The organism is Brachybacterium sp. J153, assembly GCF_036311905.1.
Lineage (GTDB): Bacteria > Actinomycetota > Actinomycetes > Actinomycetales > Dermabacteraceae > Brachybacterium.
Genome location: NZ_JAZDCH010000017.1, coordinates 71,558 through 88,236, shown reverse-complemented (window position 1 = coordinate 88,236; position 16,679 = coordinate 71,558). Strand labels below are relative to the sequence as shown.

17 protein-coding genes and 1 pseudogene are annotated in these 16,679 nt (G+C 72.7%); 6 read left to right on the top strand and 12 right to left on the bottom strand.

Translation table 11 applies throughout. The annotated features are described in order from the left end of the window. Together V1258_RS08795 and V1258_RS08790 are read right to left on the bottom strand one after the other, a co-directional pair. Window positions 1-354, bottom strand: coding sequence for a TraR/DksA family transcriptional regulator (locus tag V1258_RS08795; RefSeq protein ID WP_329749291.1), 354 nt, complete (start codon window positions 352-354; stop codon window positions 1-3). Between the two features lie 4 nt (window positions 355-358). After that, window positions 359-781 (bottom strand): VOC family protein, encoded by a 423-nt coding sequence (locus V1258_RS08790; protein WP_329749290.1) that lies wholly within the window; start codon window positions 779-781, stop codon window positions 359-361. A 339-nt stretch (window positions 782-1,120) separates the two neighbouring features. Here V1258_RS08790 and V1258_RS08785 point away from each other — a divergent pair, with 339 nt between their 5' ends. Continuing rightward, window positions 1,121-1,612 carry a hypothetical protein gene (locus tag V1258_RS08785; RefSeq protein WP_329749289.1) on the top strand — a complete coding sequence of 164 codons (492 nt, stop codon included), beginning with the start codon at window positions 1,121-1,123 and terminating at the stop codon, window positions 1,610-1,612. Window positions 1,613-2,398: 786 nt separating this feature from the next. Here V1258_RS08785 and V1258_RS08780 read toward each other — a convergent pair. The 3 genes from V1258_RS08780 to V1258_RS08770 all read right to left on the bottom strand — a co-directional run bounded on the left by V1258_RS08780 (window position 2,399) and on the right by V1258_RS08770 (window position 4,416). Continuing rightward, on the bottom strand, window positions 2,399-3,067 hold the full coding sequence (locus tag V1258_RS08780) for a cation transporter (protein ID WP_329749288.1): 669 nt from the start codon (window positions 3,065-3,067) through the stop codon (window positions 2,399-2,401). Then, window positions 3,058-3,393: an ArsR/SmtB family transcription factor gene (locus tag V1258_RS08775; RefSeq protein ID WP_329749287.1), complete on the bottom strand. Its 336-nt coding sequence runs from the start codon at window positions 3,391-3,393 to the stop codon at window positions 3,058-3,060. Before V1258_RS08775 ends, V1258_RS08780 begins: the two co-directional genes overlap by 10 nt. Window positions 3,394-3,465: 72 nt before the next feature. Beyond that, the gene (locus V1258_RS08770; RefSeq protein WP_329749286.1) at window positions 3,466-4,416 is read right to left on the bottom strand and encodes a phosphotransferase enzyme family protein; all 951 of its coding nucleotides are present in this window, start codon (window positions 4,414-4,416) and stop codon (window positions 3,466-3,468) included. Between the two features lie 220 nt (window positions 4,417-4,636). Here V1258_RS08770 and V1258_RS08765 point away from each other — a divergent pair, with 220 nt between their 5' ends. Beyond that, window positions 4,637-7,198, top strand: coding sequence for a family 78 glycoside hydrolase catalytic domain (locus V1258_RS08765; RefSeq protein WP_329749285.1), 2,562 nt, complete (start codon window positions 4,637-4,639; stop codon window positions 7,196-7,198). A 16-nt stretch (window positions 7,199-7,214) separates the two neighbouring features. Here V1258_RS08765 and V1258_RS08760 read toward each other — a convergent pair whose 3' ends face one another. Continuing rightward, window positions 7,215-8,447 carry an RNA polymerase sigma factor gene (locus V1258_RS08760; RefSeq protein ID WP_329749284.1) on the bottom strand — a complete coding sequence of 411 codons (1,233 nt, stop codon included), beginning with the start codon at window positions 8,445-8,447 and terminating at the stop codon, window positions 7,215-7,217. Window positions 8,448-8,469: 22 nt separating this feature from the next. Beyond that, window positions 8,470-8,862 (bottom strand): YciI family protein, encoded by a 393-nt coding sequence (locus V1258_RS08755; RefSeq protein WP_329749283.1) that lies wholly within the window; start codon window positions 8,860-8,862, stop codon window positions 8,470-8,472. Between the two features lie 150 nt (window positions 8,863-9,012). Here V1258_RS08755 and V1258_RS15250 point away from each other — a divergent pair. Together V1258_RS15250 and V1258_RS08750 are read left to right on the top strand one after the other, a co-directional pair. After that, a pseudogene (locus V1258_RS15250) lies at window positions 9,013-9,093 on the top strand (VOC family protein); the annotation flags it as partial. A gap of 65 nt (window positions 9,094-9,158) precedes the next feature. Beyond that, window positions 9,159-9,422, top strand: a complete 264-nt coding sequence (locus V1258_RS08750) for a VOC family protein (protein WP_329749282.1) — start codon at window positions 9,159-9,161, stop codon at window positions 9,420-9,422. Window positions 9,423-9,429: 7 nt separating this feature from the next. Here V1258_RS08750 and V1258_RS08745 read toward each other — a convergent pair whose 3' ends face one another. From V1258_RS08745 to V1258_RS08735, 3 genes are all read right to left on the bottom strand, one after another. Further along, window positions 9,430-10,392: an aldo/keto reductase gene (locus tag V1258_RS08745; RefSeq protein ID WP_329749281.1), complete on the bottom strand. Its 963-nt coding sequence runs from the start codon at window positions 10,390-10,392 to the stop codon at window positions 9,430-9,432. A 167-nt stretch (window positions 10,393-10,559) separates the two neighbouring features. Then, window positions 10,560-11,156: a CueP family metal-binding protein gene (locus V1258_RS08740; RefSeq protein ID WP_329749280.1), complete on the bottom strand. Its 597-nt coding sequence runs from the start codon at window positions 11,154-11,156 to the stop codon at window positions 10,560-10,562. 157 nt (window positions 11,157-11,313) lie between these two features. After that, complete coding sequence (locus V1258_RS08735; RefSeq protein WP_329749279.1) at window positions 11,314-11,952, bottom strand: hypothetical protein; 639 nt, start codon at window positions 11,950-11,952, stop codon at window positions 11,314-11,316. A 175-nt stretch (window positions 11,953-12,127) separates the two neighbouring features. Between V1258_RS08735 and V1258_RS08730 the strand changes: the two genes are divergently transcribed. Then, window positions 12,128-12,952 carry a sugar phosphate isomerase/epimerase family protein gene (locus tag V1258_RS08730; RefSeq protein WP_329749278.1) on the top strand — a complete coding sequence of 275 codons (825 nt, stop codon included), beginning with the start codon at window positions 12,128-12,130 and terminating at the stop codon, window positions 12,950-12,952. Window positions 12,953-13,044: 92 nt separating this feature from the next. Further along, window positions 13,045-15,198 (top strand): heavy metal translocating P-type ATPase, encoded by a 2,154-nt coding sequence (locus tag V1258_RS08725; protein ID WP_442878599.1) that lies wholly within the window; start codon window positions 13,045-13,047, stop codon window positions 15,196-15,198. Between the two features lie 70 nt (window positions 15,199-15,268). Here V1258_RS08725 and V1258_RS08720 read toward each other — a convergent pair whose 3' ends face one another. Further along, window positions 15,269-16,177: a phosphotransferase gene (locus V1258_RS08720; protein ID WP_329749277.1), complete on the bottom strand. Its 909-nt coding sequence runs from the start codon at window positions 16,175-16,177 to the stop codon at window positions 15,269-15,271. Window positions 16,178-16,186: 9 nt separating this feature from the next. After that, complete coding sequence (locus V1258_RS08715; RefSeq protein ID WP_329749276.1) at window positions 16,187-16,666, bottom strand: MarR family winged helix-turn-helix transcriptional regulator; 480 nt, start codon at window positions 16,664-16,666, stop codon at window positions 16,187-16,189. Window positions 16,667-16,679: the final 13 nt, after the last annotated feature.

Genomic DNA, 16,679 nt, shown 5'->3' with positions numbered 1-16,679 from the left:
TCACCCCGCGCAGTCCACGCAGGTCGACGCGGCCGGACGGATCCGCAGCCGAGCCAGCGGGATCTCGGTGCCGCAGGAGACGCACCGACCGTAGGTGCCGTCCGCCAGGCGCTTGTCGGCGGCGTCGAGCTCCAGCAGGTGCCGCTCGGCCGCGTCCAGCAGGGCCTCCAGCCGGGAGCGCTCCACGGCGGTGGTCACCCCCTCAGGATCGTGCTCGTCGTCCGTCGAGGTCAGCTCCATGCCGTCGACGATCGAGCGGTAGTCCCGTCGCAGCGACGCGACGCGCTCCTGCGTGCGCTGACGCTCCTGCGCCAGCAGCTCCGAGAGCGCGTCGCGATCGGGCCGGTCGGTCACAGGGTCAGCTCTCGGCGCCGGAGATGTTGACCTGCCACACGATCCCGAAACGGTCGGTGAAGGAGCCGTACGTATCGCCCCACATCTGCTTCTCGAGCGGCATGGTGATCTCGCCGCCGACGGAGAGCTTCTCGTAGGCGCTGCGCAGCACCGCCTCGTCGTCGCCCATGAGGGAGAGGGTGACGTTGGTGCCGGGCTTGTGCTCGCCCATGCCCTCCACGACGTCCGAGACGTACAGGCGGATCAGATCGGTCACCTCGAGGGAGCCGTGCATGATCTTGTCCGCCGCGGGATCATCGGCCGGGACGGCCTGGAACTCGCCGAAGGTGGCGAACTGGGGCGTGGCCCCGAGGGCCTCACCGTAGAACTCGAACGCCTCGCGGGCGTTGCCGTCGAAGTTGAGGTACGGGTGCAGTGCTGCGGGCATGGCGGACGTCCTCCTCGGCATCGGCGCCGGCTCGGTGCCGGGCGCTCACGGCGAGCGTAGACGCGGGGTCCGACGGGTGGAACCCCCGTGCGCGATGGTCAGGTGGTGGAGCCGACCGCGGAGTCGATTGCCGTCCGGTGCTGTCCTTCGGGAGGGGAGTCAGGGGGATCGTGATCTTTCCGTGACCGGTGTTTCTGAGCGGTAGCTGACCGTCGGCCGCATGATGTGCTCAATCTCCGGCGTCGGAGGGGTGGAGCAGCGACGGGGCTGCGAGTGGGCGCGAATACCGCTCGCGGAGTGCCCGGCATCAGCCTGAGGAGAAACGATCCTGGAGACGACGTGGCTATTAACGACCTGATGGCAGAGTTGATCTTCATCAATGATCGGGTCGGGGTCCTGCAAGGGGCCCTCAAGGAATTATCCGACCCCGCTGACATCGAATGTGCAGCGGTGGCTCTCGAGAGGATTGAGAACGCCGCATATGAGGCGCGCCTCATCGTGAGCGAACAAGACTGGGTGGAGGATGATTTCGTGGGCTCTGATGGTGACCTCGATAAGGCAAACGACGGTGCGCTGGGGGTGGCGATTCACGCTACTTTCAGTGCCAGTGGTACAGCAACTGACGAGGTCGCGCTCGAGGGAGACCTCGAATCACTGTTATCGCGGACTCTCGCAATGATCACTGATCAGTTCGCCCCTCGCCAACTGGCTTCACATGAGGCGTATGTGTATCACGAGGGCTCGGACGAGGATGACGCGTACATCGGTATCAGTATTCCGATGGGCCGAGTTCTTTTTGAAGTTGACGAACTTTCTGAAAGATCTGAATGAGTTGCTCATTGCTATGAAGCATTCTGGACCGGAGAGTCCCGAGCGCGAGGGACCTCGAAGTCTACTCTGGAGCACCCGAGGGCAGCCGGGGATGATTACCTAATAGAGAACCGATGGAGGCAGGATGGCGAGTAAACGAACTCGACGTGCCCGGGAACGGTCAGAGACATTTGCCGTCGCGGTCGAGCGCTTTGAACAGGCTCGGCCACTAGGATCTGCTCACTGCGCGATCCCTAGAGGCTCTTTGAGCGGCGAGGGGTTCGAGTTTCTTCGTCATCCCGATAGTGAATTGCTTCGCCTGAAGGACTCTGGCCTCACGCTGGACGATGCGAAGAACTGTGTCCGGGCGGGAGCGGAAGTCTATGTGAATCCCGATCTTATTGAATTTGATGTGCGCGACAGCGGATTCCATCTGTCTGTTCAGTGCTGGCTCTCAGGGAGAGAAACGCGTCAGTTCGTAGATATTGACTATGAAGATGACTCTTCACGAAAGCACGCGGAGATCTCGCTGTATATTGGCGAGTCGGGGCGGACGCTTGTTCACCTTGCTGGTCACTTCAGGTGGCCGAATGGCATAGATTCGCCAGGGTGAAATCTTCTCCGTGGCAGGTGACGTCTCCGGATATGGGGCTGTCTGTGTCGGGAAGTGCGGACTGTGTCCGAATCCTCCGTCTTCGAGGACGTCGCGAGGGCGGGACCGGGCCGGCTGTGTCCGAATCCTCCGTCTTCGAGGACGTCGCGAGGGCGGGACCGGGCCGGGTTGCGACGGCGAGGTACCGCGGAACCTCAGCAGCAGTCGTGGTCGACCTCGCGGTCGCCCACCAGGGCGGAGACGGGCTGGGCGCAGGCCTCGCCCCGCCAGGCCTCGAGTCCTTCGCGCACCGCGAAGACGGCGATGACCAGGGCCGCGACCGAGTCGGCCCATGCCCAGCCCAGCAGGCTATTCGCGAGCAGACCCAGGAGCACAGCCGCCGAGAGATAGGAGCAGATCAGGGTCTGCTTCGAATCGGCGATGGCGCTCGCCGAGCCGAGCTCCCGCCCGGTGCGGCGCTCGAACCAGGAAAAGGCCGGCATGAGCACTACGCTGACCGCGGCGAGCGCGATGCCCACGGGGGAGTGGTCCGCCGACTCCCCGCCGAGCAGCGCGCGCAGAGCGTCGACGGTGACGAAGGCGGCGAGCCCGAAGAAGGACACGGCGATCACCTTCAGCGCCACCCGCTCTCGTCGATGCGGATCGGGCGCGGCGAACTGCCAGGCGACGGCCGCCGCGGAGAGCACCTCGACCAGCGAGTCGAGCCCGAACCCGATCAGGGCTGTGGAGGACGCGGCCCGACCGGCGGCCAGCGCGATGATCGCCTCGAGCACGTTGTAGGTGATGGTCGCGCCGACGATCCACCGGATCCGGCGCTGGAGGACACGACGACGGTGCGGGGCGAGGACGGGGCTCAGCGACACGTGCACCCCTCCCCGCTGCAGCAGTCGGGGTCGACCACGAGGGTGAGCTGGAGCAGGTCGCCGAGCGCCGCAGCCAGCGCCGAATCGCTCAGCCGATAGAGAGTGGTGCGACCCCGTCTCTCCGCGGTGACCAGGCCGCAGCCACGCAGGCAGGCGAGGTGGTTCGAGAGCTTCTGCCGGGAGACACCGAGAGCGTCCGAGAGGTCGGAGGGCAGCGCCGGAGCCTCCCGCAGGGCCACGAGGATCCGGGCGCGGGTCTCATCGGACAACGCATGGCCAAACCGTGCGAGGGAGGCGGTGTGGCTGAGGGAGACGGTGTCGAGCACCCCTTGAGAGTACAGGAAAAGCTGTACTGGTGGCGATGCTGACACATGCTCCACCGTGCCGACGCGCGATGGTCACGCCGTCGTGGCCGCGGCAATCGCCGTGACGAGACGCGCCTCGCCAGCGAGCTGACGGCGCAGCGCGGCCAGCGTCGGCTCGAGCTCGGCCCGCTGCTCGGGCAGCAGCCGCCGCTCGAGCAGCCCGGAGAGGATGCGCGCGGTCCATGAGGCCTCGAGCAGGTTCATCGCGAGGATCATCGCGGGCAGGGCGTCGACCTCCTCCGCGGCGAGCGGCGCGGTGCGGTGGTAGCCGGCCACGAACCGCTCCACGTTCTGCAGGGCAGAGGGCAGGGGCAGGCGGCGCAGACGGCGGCTGACGTACTTGGCGAGGTCCCAGACCCGGGGTGCCCGCGGCAGGTGGTCGAGGTCGATGAACGAGACCGCCCCGTCGGCCGCCCAGACCAGGACGTTGTCGGGCGTGAGGTCGCCGTGCACCAGCTGGAGCGACAGCGGCGCGATCCGGGCGAGGACCTCGTCGCGCCGGGCGTCGAACCCTTCCCGGACGTCGTCGGGGACGTTCAGCTCCGCGAGGCCCTCGGTGATGCTCTCGCGGTACGAGTGTGCGTCCCAGGGGTAGGCGGCGAGACCCCGGTGCAGCGCGGCGACGGAGCGGCCGACGAGCTCCTCGACCGGCAGCGACCGTTCCGGGGCGATGTCGTCATGCGGGAGGTGCGGCATCAGCACGAAGCTGTCCTCCGGCGCCCCGGCGAACATGCCTGCCTCCTCGGTGACCAGGAACTCCGCGACCCGCACGCCGAGGCGGGAGAGATGGGCGAGCGCCCGGGCCTGGTCGGCCACCGGCAGGTTCCGCCAGGGACCCAGCCGCTTGAGCACGTACCGTCGGCCGTCCGCCGCGGTGACCGGCCAGAGGTCGCGACCCGGAGGCGCGGGGTCGATCCGGGGGTGGTCCCCGAGCAGGGTGGACCAGGCGCTGAGTACGGAGGAGAGGTGCGGAGACGTGTCCATGGCGGCGTCCTCGGGGTGCTGGGTGGTGCGGGCTGGGGGTCCGACGGGGGAGGCCAGGGCACAAGGAGAGGTGCCTTCCCCGCACGACTCGAGTGAGGCACGCCACAGAGGGTGCGAGGGCGGCCCGTGGCGTCGCCGAGACGGTCGCCGGCCCACCGCCCCGAACCACCCGCCGGTAGCCTGGCCCGATCGTCCCGTGGTCAGCGAAGGAGCCGCACCGATGGACCCCGACCAGCGCCCGACGGGCCTGCTGCTGGACCTGCAGGAGCGCGCCGCCGGCGTCGACCCCGCCGCGCTGCGGCTGTCCTGGATCGTGCCCCCGCTGGGGGACGCACGGCAGCGTTCCTACCGGCTGCAGATCTCCGAGGACCCCGCCTGCGCGCAGATCCTGTGGGACTCGGGCACCGTCGATTCCCCGGACTCGACCGGCGTGCTCGTCGAGGACCTGCCGCTCGCCCCCTCCACCCCGTACTGGTGGCGGGTGTGGCTCGCCACCTCGGAGACCGGTGACTGGTCCGAGCCCGCCCTGTTCACCACCGCCCCGGACCGCTGGCTCGCGCGCCCGATCTGGGCCGCGGGCGACCCGGACTGGGCCCTGCTCCGCCGCGAGATCACCCTGCCGGATACCCCGATCTGCGCCGCCTTCCTCGAGAGCGTCGGCCTCTCCCCGGAGGGCGGACCGGCCGGTGCCGCCGGGCCCCGCGGCGGACGCCAGCACGTCGCCAAGATGTGGGTGAACGGGCAGGTCACCGGGTTCAGCAGCGCCCGCAGCGCCGACGGCCGACCCTCGCTCCACACTCATCACGTCGCGGACCTGCTGCGCCCGGGCGCGAACGCCCTCGCCGTGCTCGCCTGGGCGCAGGAGGGGCGGCAGGTCGCCGTGCGCCTCGTCGTTGTCCTCGCCGACGGCACCCGGCTCGAGCACACGACTGGCCCGGACACCTGGCGCGCCCTCCCCGGCGACCGCCTGCTGCCCGGCACCCGCAGCATCGGCGGCTTCTGGTACCACGCCCCCGCCGAGGACTGGGACCTGCGGGAGGAGCCGGCCGGCTGGACCCTCCCCGGATTCGACGACGGCGGCTGGGCACCGGCCGCCACCGCACCGCCGCTGCCCGGACGTCCCGTCCCCGCCACGGTCTCCCTGCACCAGGAGAGCGGCGTGGCCCTCCGACCGGAGCCCGTCGGCCCCGCGGCCGGCGCACCGGATCCGCCGGAACCGGGCCCCGTCGGCTCTGCGACCGTCGGCCCCGACGCGGCCCCCGCCGCGACCTGGCGGATCGACCTGGGCCGGGAAATCGTGGGCGGCCTGCGCCTCCGCTGCCGCGCGAGCGACGGCGCCCGGATCGCCGTCCACCTCGGCGAACAGCGGGACGAGCACGGCCGCGTCCTCTCCGCGATGCCCACCGGGAACGTGTACGAGGAGACGTGGACGCTGCGCGCGGGGGAGCAGGAGGTCGAGCACTGGGGCTACCGCGCCTTCCGCTACGCCGATCTCCACCTGCTCTCCGGCACGGTCTCGGACCTCGAGGTCACCCCCACCCTCCTCACCTCCGGCACCGCCCACACCGGGTCCTTCGCCTCCTCGGATCCGGACCTCGACCGGGTGCACGAGCTGTGCCGCTACTCGATCGAGGCCACCACGCTGGACCTCTACCTCGACACCCCCGCGCGGGAGCGCCTGCCCTATGAGGGCGACGCCTACGTCAACCAGCTCTCGCAGTACGCGTGCGAGCGCAGCTTCGCGCTGGCCCGCGCGAGCACCCGGTACCTCACCCGTCGGCCCACCTGGCCCGCCGAGTACCACCTCATGCCCGTCCTCCTGGCCTGGGAGGACTATCTCGCCACTGGCGATGACGCCCAACTGCGCACCGACCTCGACCTCTGGCGCGCCGCCGGCTACGACCGCGCCCTCGGCGCGGACGGTCTCGTGCACCTCGAGCCCGGCAGCTCCAGCGGCTGGGACGCCGTGCTCGTGGACTGGCCCGTGACCTGCCGCGACGACGTGGAGATCACCGAGGTCAGCACGGTCCTGAACGCCTTCCAGGCCGCGGCCCACGACGCCCTCGGCCGGATCTGCACGGCGCTCGGCCGGCCCCGCGAGGCCGCGCACCACGCGGAGCGGGCAGCAGGCATGCGTGCGGCGACGGAGCGCCTGCTGGTGCGGGCCGACGGGGTGCTCCGCGACGGGCTCCGCGCCGACGGGAGCGCCGTCGAGCACGCCGCCCAGCATTCGAGCGCCATCCCCGTCGCCCTCGGCCAGGCGCCCGCCGCGCACCGCGACGCGCTCGCCGAGCACCTCGCCGCCGGCGGGATGCGGATGAGCATCTACGGCGCCCAGTTCCTGCTCGACGCCCTCTTCTCCCTGGGCCGCGCCGACGAGGCCCTCGCCCTGCTCACCTCCCGCGGGGAGCGCGGCTGGCTGCACGGGATCGCCGACCTCGGCGCCACGATCGTGCCCGAGGCCTGGGACCCCTCCCTCAAGCCCAACATGACCTACTCCCACGCCTGGGGCACCGCGCCCGTCAACGTCCTCGCCCGCTGGGTGCTGGGCGTGCGCATCGTCGCCCCCGGTGCGGCCCGGCTCGAGATCGCCCCGCGGCCCGGCCCGCTGCGGTGGATGGAGGGCACGGTGCCCACGATCCGCGGCGACGTGCGCGTGCGCTACGACGCGGCGGGGCGCGAGCTCGAAGTGGACGTGCCCGCGAACGTCTCCGCCGTGGTGCGGTGGAAGGGTGTGGAGCGGGAGGTCGGCCCGGGGGTGACGGTGCTGCACTTGCCCTGACGGCGCCGGGAGACGGTCAAGGGGCGTCGTCCGGCTCGGGAACCGTTGCCGCCGACGCCAGCCGGCGCAGATAGCGCTGCTCGGACGGGCTCCGGGTGCGCTCGGCGGCACGCAGGAAGGCGGCCCGCGCCTCCTCCTCCCGCCCCAGCCGGGCGAGGAGGTGCCCGGTCACCGCCTCATGGCGATGGGAGAGCGGCGGATGCATGGCGAGCAGGTCCAGCCCCGCATGCGGACCCTCCACCTCGGCGGTCGCCACCGCGAGCCCCAGCAGCACGGCCGGGGTCGGCTCGAGATCCGCCAGCATGCGGTAGAGCACCAGGATCTGCGGCCAGTCGGTGGCGTCGCTCGTCGCCGCCTCGGCGTGGACCGCGGCGATCGCCGCCTGGAGCTGGAACGGCCCCACCGGGCCCACGGGCAGGGTCCGCTCCACCAGGGAGATCCCCTCCCGCACCAGGGCGTGGTCCCACCGCGATCTGTCCTGGATGAGGAGCGGCACGATCTCCCCGTCGGCATCCAGGCGAGCGGGAGCCCGGGCATGGGTGAGCAGCAGCAGCGCCAGGAGACCGGCGCTCTCGGGGTCCGCCGGCCGAGCCGCGAGCATCGCGCGCGCCACCCGGACGGCGGCGTCGCCGAGCAGCCGGTCGGTGCCCCGTCCGCGCTCGGCCAGGGAGTGGTCCTGGGCGTAGAGCGCGGAGACGGCATGTCGGACGGCGTGCAGGCGGAGGGGCAGATCCTCACCGGTGGGCGCGGGGAGCCGGGCCCCGTCGGCGCGCAGGCGGGCCTTCGCCCGGGAGATCCGCTGCGCCATCGTCGATTCCGGCACGAAGAAGCACGCCGCCAGCTCGGCGGTGCGCAGCCCGCCGACCGCCCGCAGCATCAGCGCCGTCTGGGAGGCCGGAGTCAGGGAGGGGTGGGCGCACAGCAGGAGCAGGGGGAGGAGATCCTCGCCGTCCTCCGACGACCGGGCCGGGTCCCCGGCCGGAGCACCGCGGTCCCCGCGCAGCGGCTCCTCGAGCCGGGCGGCCCGCTCCTCGCGGGTGCGCCGCGCGACGTCCGCGCGGATCCCGTCGATCAGGCGCCGTGAGGCGACCGCCCGCAGCCAGGCGCGGGGCGAGTCGGGCAGGCCGTCTCGCGGCCACTGCTCGGCGGCGGCCAGCAGCGCCAGCTGCACGGCGTCCTCGCAGTCCGCGAGATCCCCGTGCCGGCGCAGCAGCGCGGCGAGGTCGTGCGGCGCCTCGCGGCGCCACACGTCCTCCAGGTCCGAGGCGGGATCAGGACTCGTCGGGAGCCTCGCTCATCACCGGTCGCAGCTCCACCGTCTCCCCCCGGGCGCCGAACAGGCCGGCGATTTCCGCCGCCCTCTCGGGCGTCTCGGTGTCGACGATGAAGAACCCGGCGAGGTGCTCGCGGCCCTCGGCATACGGGCCGTCGACGACGATCCGTCGGTCGCCCTCCCAGCGGAACAGCCGCGAGCCCGAGGGGGCGGCGAGCGCCTCGGCGTGGACGAGCTCGCCGCGCTCGAGGACCTCGCCGAACGCCGCGTCGAAGGACCGGGAGTCGGCCTCCCGCTCGGCGGCGGGCCGGGCCTGCTCCTCCGGCAGGTAGTCCGGGGTGGGATGGCCCCAGGGCTGGGGGTTGGAATGGATCAGGATCACGTACTTCATCGGGAGCTCCTCGGTGGGGTCGGGCGTTCGGGGGCGGATGCCCTCGACGAGTGGTCGAGGCCGCGCCGCGGATCTCGACATCGCCGGTCCGGATGGGCACGATGAAGCGGCGGACGTGCCTGAGGGTACGCCGCGAGGGAGGAGGCCACGATGACGTTTCCCGAACTGCTGCACACCGCGATCGACGCCCGGGATCCGCGGGCTCTCGCGGAGTTCTACCGCGAGCTGCTGGGCCTGCACTACCGGCCGGGCGATGAGCCCCGGCCCCGCCCGCGGTCGACGACGCCGACTGGCTCGTGCTCCTGGACGCGGGCGAGCGACGGGTCCTGGCGATCCAGGGCAAGCGCGACCTGCGCCCCTCGACCTGGCCCCGCGAGGACGTGCCCATGCAGCTGCACCTGGACTTCCGCGTCTCCGACGCCGCTGAGCTGGAGCGGCATCGGGGGCGCGCGGAGGAGCTCGGCGCACGTCTGCTGCTGGACCGCACGACCGACGCCGACGAGCCGCTCTACGTGATGGGCGACCCCGAGGGGCACCCGTTCTGCCTGCTGGTCGGCTGAGCCCGGGTCACCAGGCGTAGGCCTCCGGGGCGGGACCGCCGGGGCCGGGAAAGATCTCGTCGAGCGCGGCGAGGTCCTCGTCGGTCAGCGCGATGTCGAAGGCGCCGATCGCGGAGTCGAGCTGCTCCATCGTGCGGGGGCCGATGATCGGGCCGAGCACGCCCGGCTGGTGCAGCAGCCAGGCGAGGGCGACCTGGCCGGGGGCGAGATCGCGGTCCGCGCAGAAGGTCTCCCAGCGCTCGAGCTGCTCGGTGAGGTCCGCGGCGTCGTGGCGGCGGTCGGCGTCCTTGCGACGCACCCCGTCGGGGCGGCGACCGCCGAGCTTGCCGCCCGCGAGCGGCGACCAGGGGATCACGCCGAGGCCGTAGTGCTGCGCGGCGGGCAGCACCTCGAGCTCGATGGATCGCGACAGCAGGTTGTACAGGGACTGCTCGGAGACCAGGCCCAGGGATCCGCGGCGGGCGGCGGCCTCGTTCGCCTGGGCGAGGTGCCAGCCGGCGAAGTTCGAGGAGCCGACGTAGCTGATCTTCCCCTGCGCGACCAGCAGGTCCATCGCCTGCCAGATCTCCTCCCACGGGGTCGAGCGGTCCACGTGGTGCATCTGGTAGAGGTCGATGTGGTCCGTCTGCAGGCGGCGCAGGGACGCGTCCACCGCACGGCGGATGTTCAGCGCCGACAGGCCGCGGTCGTTCTTCCCCGGCCCCATCTCGCCGTACACCTTGGTGGCGAGCACGATCTCGTCGCGGCGCCCGGAGCGGGCGAGCCAGCGGCCGACGATCTCCTCGGTGTGCCCCCGATGCTCCTTACCACCGTAGACGTTGGCGGTGTCGAAGAAGGTCACGCCCTCGTCGACGGCGCGGTCCATGATCGAGAAGGAGTCCTCCTCCGTGGTGTGCGGGCCGAAGTTCATCGTGCCGAGCACCAGACGGGAGACGGTGGCGCCGGTGCGGCCGAGCTGGGCGTACTGCATCCTGATCACTCCTCGGGGGAGGCGGCGTCGCGGCATCGCGAGCGGGGTCCGCCGCGGCGGAGACTACGCCCGTTCCCACGTGGTGGCCAGGGGTTTCCACGGCGGGAGACCACGGGGCCGACGGGCGTCGAGCGGCACGGCGGCCGGGCCCGCTCCCGCGTGGTCGATCAGCCGGGCAGCTGCATCGTGGTCAGGCAGGTCGCGGCGGAGGCGAGGGTGCGATGGGTGGCCGAGACCTCCCCGGCCTCGGTGCCGAGAGTGAGGGTGAGGGTCCGGTCGCGGGGCAGCCATAGGCCGAGGAAGCCGTTCGCGGCGGTGGTCCGCGCCTCGTCGATCAGCGGCCGGGCGCCGCCGTCGGAGACCCGCACCTGCACCTCCTGCCCCGCGAGCTCGCCGGTGCAGGTGGTCAGGGAGTGCAGGAAGCACTCATGGGTGGACTCCACGTAGGGCGCGACGGCGAGATACACCTGCTCGGCAGGGAGCGGCAGCGTGGCCTCGCGACCGTCCTCCTCGGCCAGGGTCAGCTCCTCGGTGCCGATGGAGGCGAGCAGCCCCGAGGGCTTCTCCTCGAGCGGCAGCGCTTCGAGCGCATCGATCACGGCGCGGGCGTCGGTGGTCGGCAGATCGTGGCGGGCGAGGAGGGCCGAGGCGGCGTCGTCGGTCGGCTCGGTGCCGACCGTCGACGGGGAGGAGCAGCCTGCCAGGGCGAGTGCGGTCAGGCTCGTGGTGACGAGCAGGGCGCGGCGCGGCAGGATCAGCGGCATGGGGTTTTCCTCCGGGGGGACGACGAGACCGCGCCCACCGTACCCCTCACCGGTATCCCCGTGCACGGGACCATCGGCCCCGCGGCGGGGAGTCCGCGTGCGGGGCGGCGCCTCCCGCGACGCCGGGACGTGCGCATCGGGTGCCGCGGCGTCGGGCTCAGCGGGAGGCCGGGGGGAGCGCGCCGCCCGGGCGATCACCGCGCCCCGTCCCCCCGGGGCCGAGCGCCGGAGCGGTCTGCCGGTCCAGGTGCTCCCGCACCGAACGGGCGACGTCCGGAAGCGGACCGGCGGGCAGGTAGCCCGCGGCACCCGCCTCCAGCATCCGGGTGACCGGACCGGCGTAGTGCACCCCGAGGTCCTCGTCCTCGATCTCGGCGATCAGCATCCGGGCGCGGGGGAATTGGGATTTCAACGCCGCGAGCAGCTGTGGGCTGATCGGCGGGACCAGCAGCACGTCGGCCGTCGGCGGCGCCTCGTGCAGGTCGAGCACCACGAAGCCCTCCCCGAACTCCTCGGCGAGGCGGCTCCGCGCCCCGGCGGAGAGCTCCATGGCGGTCGCGACCACGAGGGCTCCCGAGGGGATCGGAGCAGGCTCCGGCTCCGCGCGGTCCGGGTTGATCAGGGCACCTTCCAGCGCGCCGCCGACATGCCGCACGGGCGCGATGGAAAGGGTTCCCAGCACCACGGCGCCGCGCGCGAGCAGCACCTCCTCGCCGCGCAGCGCCCCCTCGAGCGCCGCCGCCAGCGCGCGCGGGAGATCCTGCAGGTCCAGTCGACGACTCCGTCTCGGGCGCATGGGGCGCTCCTTCCCCTCGAGGGCTCACCCTGCAGGAACTGCCGCGCATCCGCCAGGGCCTTCACCACCTCTGCACCGTCGGGCGGCGAGTGACGCGGCGCACTGTCGCGTGTACCGTCGTACACACGTGCGACGGGCCGCCGCGGCCGTCGCCCTGACGTCCGGGAGACGCCCCATGACCACTGCCCTCGACCCCACGAAGGCCCTGCACACCTGGTCCCTGTTCCGCACCCTGGGCCGGTTCGTCGCCCCCGGGAGCATGCCCTCGGGCGGGATGCCCGAGAACCGCTCCACGACGGGACTGCCCCTGCTCGAACTCCCCGCGCAGCTCGCCGCGCACGGGTTCGCCAGCGCCCAGCTGTGCCACTTCTACCTCCCCACTACCGAGTCGCCCTACCTGGCCGAGCTCCGCGCCGCCTTCGACGAGGCGGGTGTGGATCTCGAGGTCCTCCTCGTCGACGACGGGGACATGACCCACCCCGAGCACGGCGCCGAGCATCAGCGCTGGCTCTCCGGGTGGCTCGACGTCGCCGAACAGCTCCGCATCTCCCGGGTCCGCGTGCCCGCGGGGGACCGGGCGCCGAGCGAGGAGGTCCTCGTCCGGAGCGCGAGCGGGCTGCGCGCTCTCGCCGCCGAGCATCCCGACCTCCGCATCGTCACCGAGAACTGGAAGGCGCTGCTGATCGACGCGGCCACCACCCGCCGCCTGCTCGAGCTGTGCGAGGGCGAGGTGGGACTGCTCGTCGACACCGGCAACTGGACCGGCGCCGACAAGTACGAGCAGATCGCCCAGGTCGCCGGCATCGCGGAATGCTCGCAGGTCAAGGCGCGGGAGAACGCCGACGGGTCGCTCGACGCCGAGGACTTCACGCGCTCTCTGAGCGTCCTCCAGGAGGCGGGCTACGCCGGGCGGCTCTCGCTGGTCTACGCCGGGGCGGACGACGACGAGTGGGGCCGGCTCGAACAGCTCAGCACCCTGGTGACGGAGGTCGCGGGCTGAGCAGGGCGGGAGCTGCGGAGCCTGGTGCGGGGGCCGGGACAGAAAGGTTCGGACCCCTGGATTAATACCCCCTAGGGGTATAGACTCGTCGCATGGAGACGACGCATGCGCACGGAGGGGCCGGTCACGACGGCCACGAATCGCACCACGGCCGCGATCCGCACGGCGATCACGCGGCGAGCCACGACCACCACCAGCACGAGCCCGGCGGCCACGACATGCACGGTGGACACGGCGGCCACGCCGGGCATGGCGGGCATGGCGGGCACGGCGACCACGTCGCGCAGTTCCGTCGGCTGTTCTGGATCATGCTGGTCTTCGCGGTCCCCGTCGTCGGCCTCTCGCCGATGTTCGCGCACCTGATCGGCTACACGATCCCGGACGTGCCGGGCCTCGGCTGGATCGCACCGATCCTCGGCACCGTCATGTACGCGTGGGGCGGGAAGCCGTTCCTCACCGGCGGGCTCTCCGAGCTCCGCTCCCGCACCCCGGGGATGATGCTGCTGATCAGCCTCGGCATCACCGTCGCGTTCCTGTCCTCCTGGGGCGCAACCCTGGGCCTGCTCCACCACGAGCTCGAGTTCTGGTGGGAGCTCGCGCTGCTGATCGTGATCATGCTGCTCGGGCACTGGATCGAGATGCGCTCCCTCGCGCAGACGTCCTCGGCGCTGGACTCCCTCGCCGCGCTCCTGCCCGATGCGGCCGAGCGGATCGACGGGGACGAGATCGTCACCGTCGCCCCCTCCGACCTCCGCGAGGGCGATCTCGTGCTGGTGCGCCCCGGCGCGTCCGTCCCGGCCGACGGCACCGTCGTCGAGGGCCGCGCCGAGGTCGACGAGTCGATGATCACGGGCGAGTCCCGGCCGGTCGTGCGCGCCCTCGGGGACCGCGTGGTGGCCGGCACCGTCGCGACCGACTCGAGCCTGCGCCTCGAGGTCACCGCGACGGGGGAGGGTACGGCGCTCGCCGGCATCCGGCGCCTCGTCGCCGACGCCCAGTCCTCCTCCTCCCGCGCCCAGCGCATCGCGGACCGCGCCGCCGCCTGGCTGTTCTGGTTCGCGCTCGGCGCCGCCGTGCTCACCGCGCTCGCCTGGACGCTGCTGGGCATGCCCGACGAGGCCGTGATCCGCACCGTCACCGTCCTGGTCATCGCCTGCCCCCATGCCCTGGGGCTCGCGATCCCGCTGGTCGTCTCGCTCGCGACCGAGCGCGCGGCCCGCGCGGGCGTGCTCGTCACCGACCGCCTCGCCCTCGAGGGCATGCGCACGGTCGACACCGTCCTGTTCGACAAGACCGGCACCCTCACCCGCGGCGAGCCCGAGCTCTCCGCGATCGCCGTCGCCCCCGGCAGCGAGCTCGACGAGCAGACCCTCCTGGGCCTGGCCGCCGCGGCCGAGTCCGAGAGCGAGCACCCCCTCGCCGGCGCGATCCGCGACCGCGCCGCGGCCGACGGGATCGCCGTCCCCGCCGCCTCCGAGGTCACCTCCACCCCCGCGCTCGGCGTGAGCGCGCAGGTGGACGGGCAAGAGATCCGCGTCGGCGGGCCGCGCCTGCTCGAGGAAGCCGGCGCCGCCGAGCTCGAGCAGGCCCCGGCCTGGCGGGAAGAGGGCGCGATCGTGCTGCACGTGCTGCGGGGCGGCGAGTCCGTCGGCGCCCTGCGGCTCGCCGACGCCGTGCGCGAGGAGTCCCGCGAGGCGATCGCCGCCCTCCACGCCCGCGATCTCCAGGTCGTCATGATCACCGGGGACGCGCAGAACGTCGCCGAGCAGGTCGGCGCCGAGCTCGGCATCGACCGGATCTACGCCGGGGTGCGGCCCGAGGACAAGTCCGCGCGCGTCGCGGCGCTGCAGCGCGAGGGCCGACGGGTCGCGATGGTCGGCGACGGCGTGAACGACGCGCCCGCCCTCGCGCAGGCCGACGTCGGCCTCGCGGTCGGCGCCGGCACCGACGTCGCGATCGGCTCCGCCGGGGTCGTGCTCGCCTCCTCGGACCCGCGCTCGGTGCTGTCGGTGATCGAGCTGTCCCGCGCCGCGTACCGGAAGATGCGACAGAACCTCTGGTGGGCCGCCGGGTACAACCTGATCTCCGTCCCGCTCGCGGCCGGGGTGCTCGCCCCGATCGGGTTCGTCATGCCCATGAGCGTCGGCGCACTGCTGATGAGCGCCTCGACCGTGGTGGTGGCGCTGAACGCGCAGTTGCTGCGCCGCCTGGACCTGCGCCCCGGGGCGGTCGCCGCCCGACGCTGAGCCCGCGGCCGCTCAGCCCTCGAAGCGCGTTCGGAGCTCGGCGAGCCACGCCTCGCCGTGGGGCCAGCGATCAGCCGACCGCGGGGTCCTCCAGCAGCCGCGCGAGCGTCGAGCGGCCGAGCTCGGCCATCGTCCAGTTCGTCCGCTCGTAGTACCAGACCAGGCCGATGGCCTGCACGAACGCCCAGGCCGCCCCGCGCTCCCACTCGAGGTCGGAACAGCCCAGACGCTTCCGCAGCTGCTCGCGCCGCGCCGCGTCCAGCAGGTGCCAGGCGCCGACGAGGTCGAGCGCCGGATCGGCGGGCCCGTACCCGCCGGCATCGAGCACGCCGACGACGCGACCTTCCGCGGTCAGCAGGTTCGCGGGGATGAGGTCGCGGTGGCTCATCACGTCCAGGGCGCGTCGGGGGAGTCCGCGCCAGCGTTCCCAGCGGTCGGCGAGGGGGCCGACGGGCAGCAGGTCGCGGGAGCGCTCCAGGCACTCCCGCACCCAGTCCTCGTGGGCCGTGAGCTCGCCGCCGCGGCCGGGACCCCGGAAGCGTCGGCCCCGGGTGGGGGCGGCCCGCAGCGCGAGGAGCAGGGCGGCGAGGTCGTCGGCCGCGGCATCTGAGCCCGCGATCGCCAGCGGGTCTGCGACCTCGCCCGGGATCCAGGTCTGCACCGACCAGGGCATCGGGAAGGCGGCGGACGGCTCCGCGAGCGCGACCGGCTCCGGGGCGGGCAGCGGGGAGACGGCCGCGAACTCGCCCATCGCCTCGAGCTCGGAGGCGAGGGCCGACCGGGCGGCGTCCGGGTCCGTCGGCTGGAGCGGGAAGCGGGCGGCGAGGTCCTCGCCGATCCGCACCACCGTGCTCGTCGTCGCCGAGCTCGGCAGGAGGCGGATGGTCGCGGGGTCGGTGCCGGGGAGCAGCTGCGTGACGAGCTGGGCGGCGAGCTCCGGGGAGAGCTCGAGCTGGTCGGGGTGCATCGGCTCGGTCATCGCGGTCTCTCAGTCGGTGCCGAGCCGGGGGATCACCCGGTCGAGGAGATCGGCGAGGGTGGTCAGCTCCTCGTCCGTGAGCTCCCCGAGGATCGTGTCGCGCGCGAGCTCGATGTGCGGGGGCGTGGCGCGGAGATAGGTGCGCAGCCCTTCGCGGGTGAGGTGGACGTTGATGGCGCGGCCGTCGCCGGCGCAGCTGATCCGCTCGACGAGCCCGCGCTTCTGCAGCCGGGTGACGGCCTTGGATGTGCGCGGCGTGGAGAACAGCGACCGCTCGGCGAGGGCGCCCATGCGGAGCGTCGAGCCGGGGGCGGAGACGAGGGCGCCGAGGATCGCGTACTCGACGTTGATGATGCCGGCATCGTTCGTGAGCTGGGCGTCGAGCCGGGTGGGGAGCTGTTCTCCGACGGCCACCAGGGCACGCCACGCGCGGGCGTGCACGGGATCCATCCGGGGGACCCGGGGGGCGGCGGGATCGTCGGTGGGCATGCCGCCATCCTAG

Bases quoted from the DNA above. Each gene is read 5' to 3' on its own strand.
- V1258_RS08790 (WP_329749290.1), bottom strand. From the start codon at position 781: ATGCCCGCAGCACTGCACCCGTACCTCAACTTCGACGGCAACGCCCGC.
- V1258_RS08770 (WP_329749286.1), bottom strand. From the start codon at position 4,416: ATGGACACGTCTCCGCACCTCTCCTCCGTACTCAGCGCCTGGTCCACC.
- V1258_RS08765 (WP_329749285.1), top strand. From the start codon at position 4,637: ATGGACCCCGACCAGCGCCCGACGGGCCTGCTGCTGGACCTGCAGGAG.
- V1258_RS08755 (WP_329749283.1), bottom strand. From the start codon at position 8,862: ATGAAGTACGTGATCCTGATCCATTCCAACCCCCAGCCCTGGGGCCAT.
- V1258_RS08745 (WP_329749281.1), bottom strand. From the start codon at position 10,392: ATGCAGTACGCCCAGCTCGGCCGCACCGGCGCCACCGTCTCCCGTCTG.
- V1258_RS08740 (WP_329749280.1), bottom strand. From the start codon at position 11,156: ATGCCGCTGATCCTGCCGCGCCGCGCCCTGCTCGTCACCACGAGCCTG.
- V1258_RS08735 (WP_329749279.1), bottom strand. From the start codon at position 11,952: ATGCGCCCGAGACGGAGTCGTCGACTGGACCTGCAGGATCTCCCGCGC.
- V1258_RS08730 (WP_329749278.1), top strand. From the start codon at position 12,128: ATGACCACTGCCCTCGACCCCACGAAGGCCCTGCACACCTGGTCCCTG.
- V1258_RS08725 (WP_442878599.1), top strand. From the start codon at position 13,045: ATGGAGACGACGCATGCGCACGGAGGGGCCGGTCACGACGGCCACGAA.
- V1258_RS08720 (WP_329749277.1), bottom strand. From the start codon at position 16,177: ATGACCGAGCCGATGCACCCCGACCAGCTCGAGCTCTCCCCGGAGCTC.
- V1258_RS08715 (WP_329749276.1), bottom strand. From the start codon at position 16,666: ATGCCCACCGACGATCCCGCCGCCCCCCGGGTCCCCCGGATGGATCCC.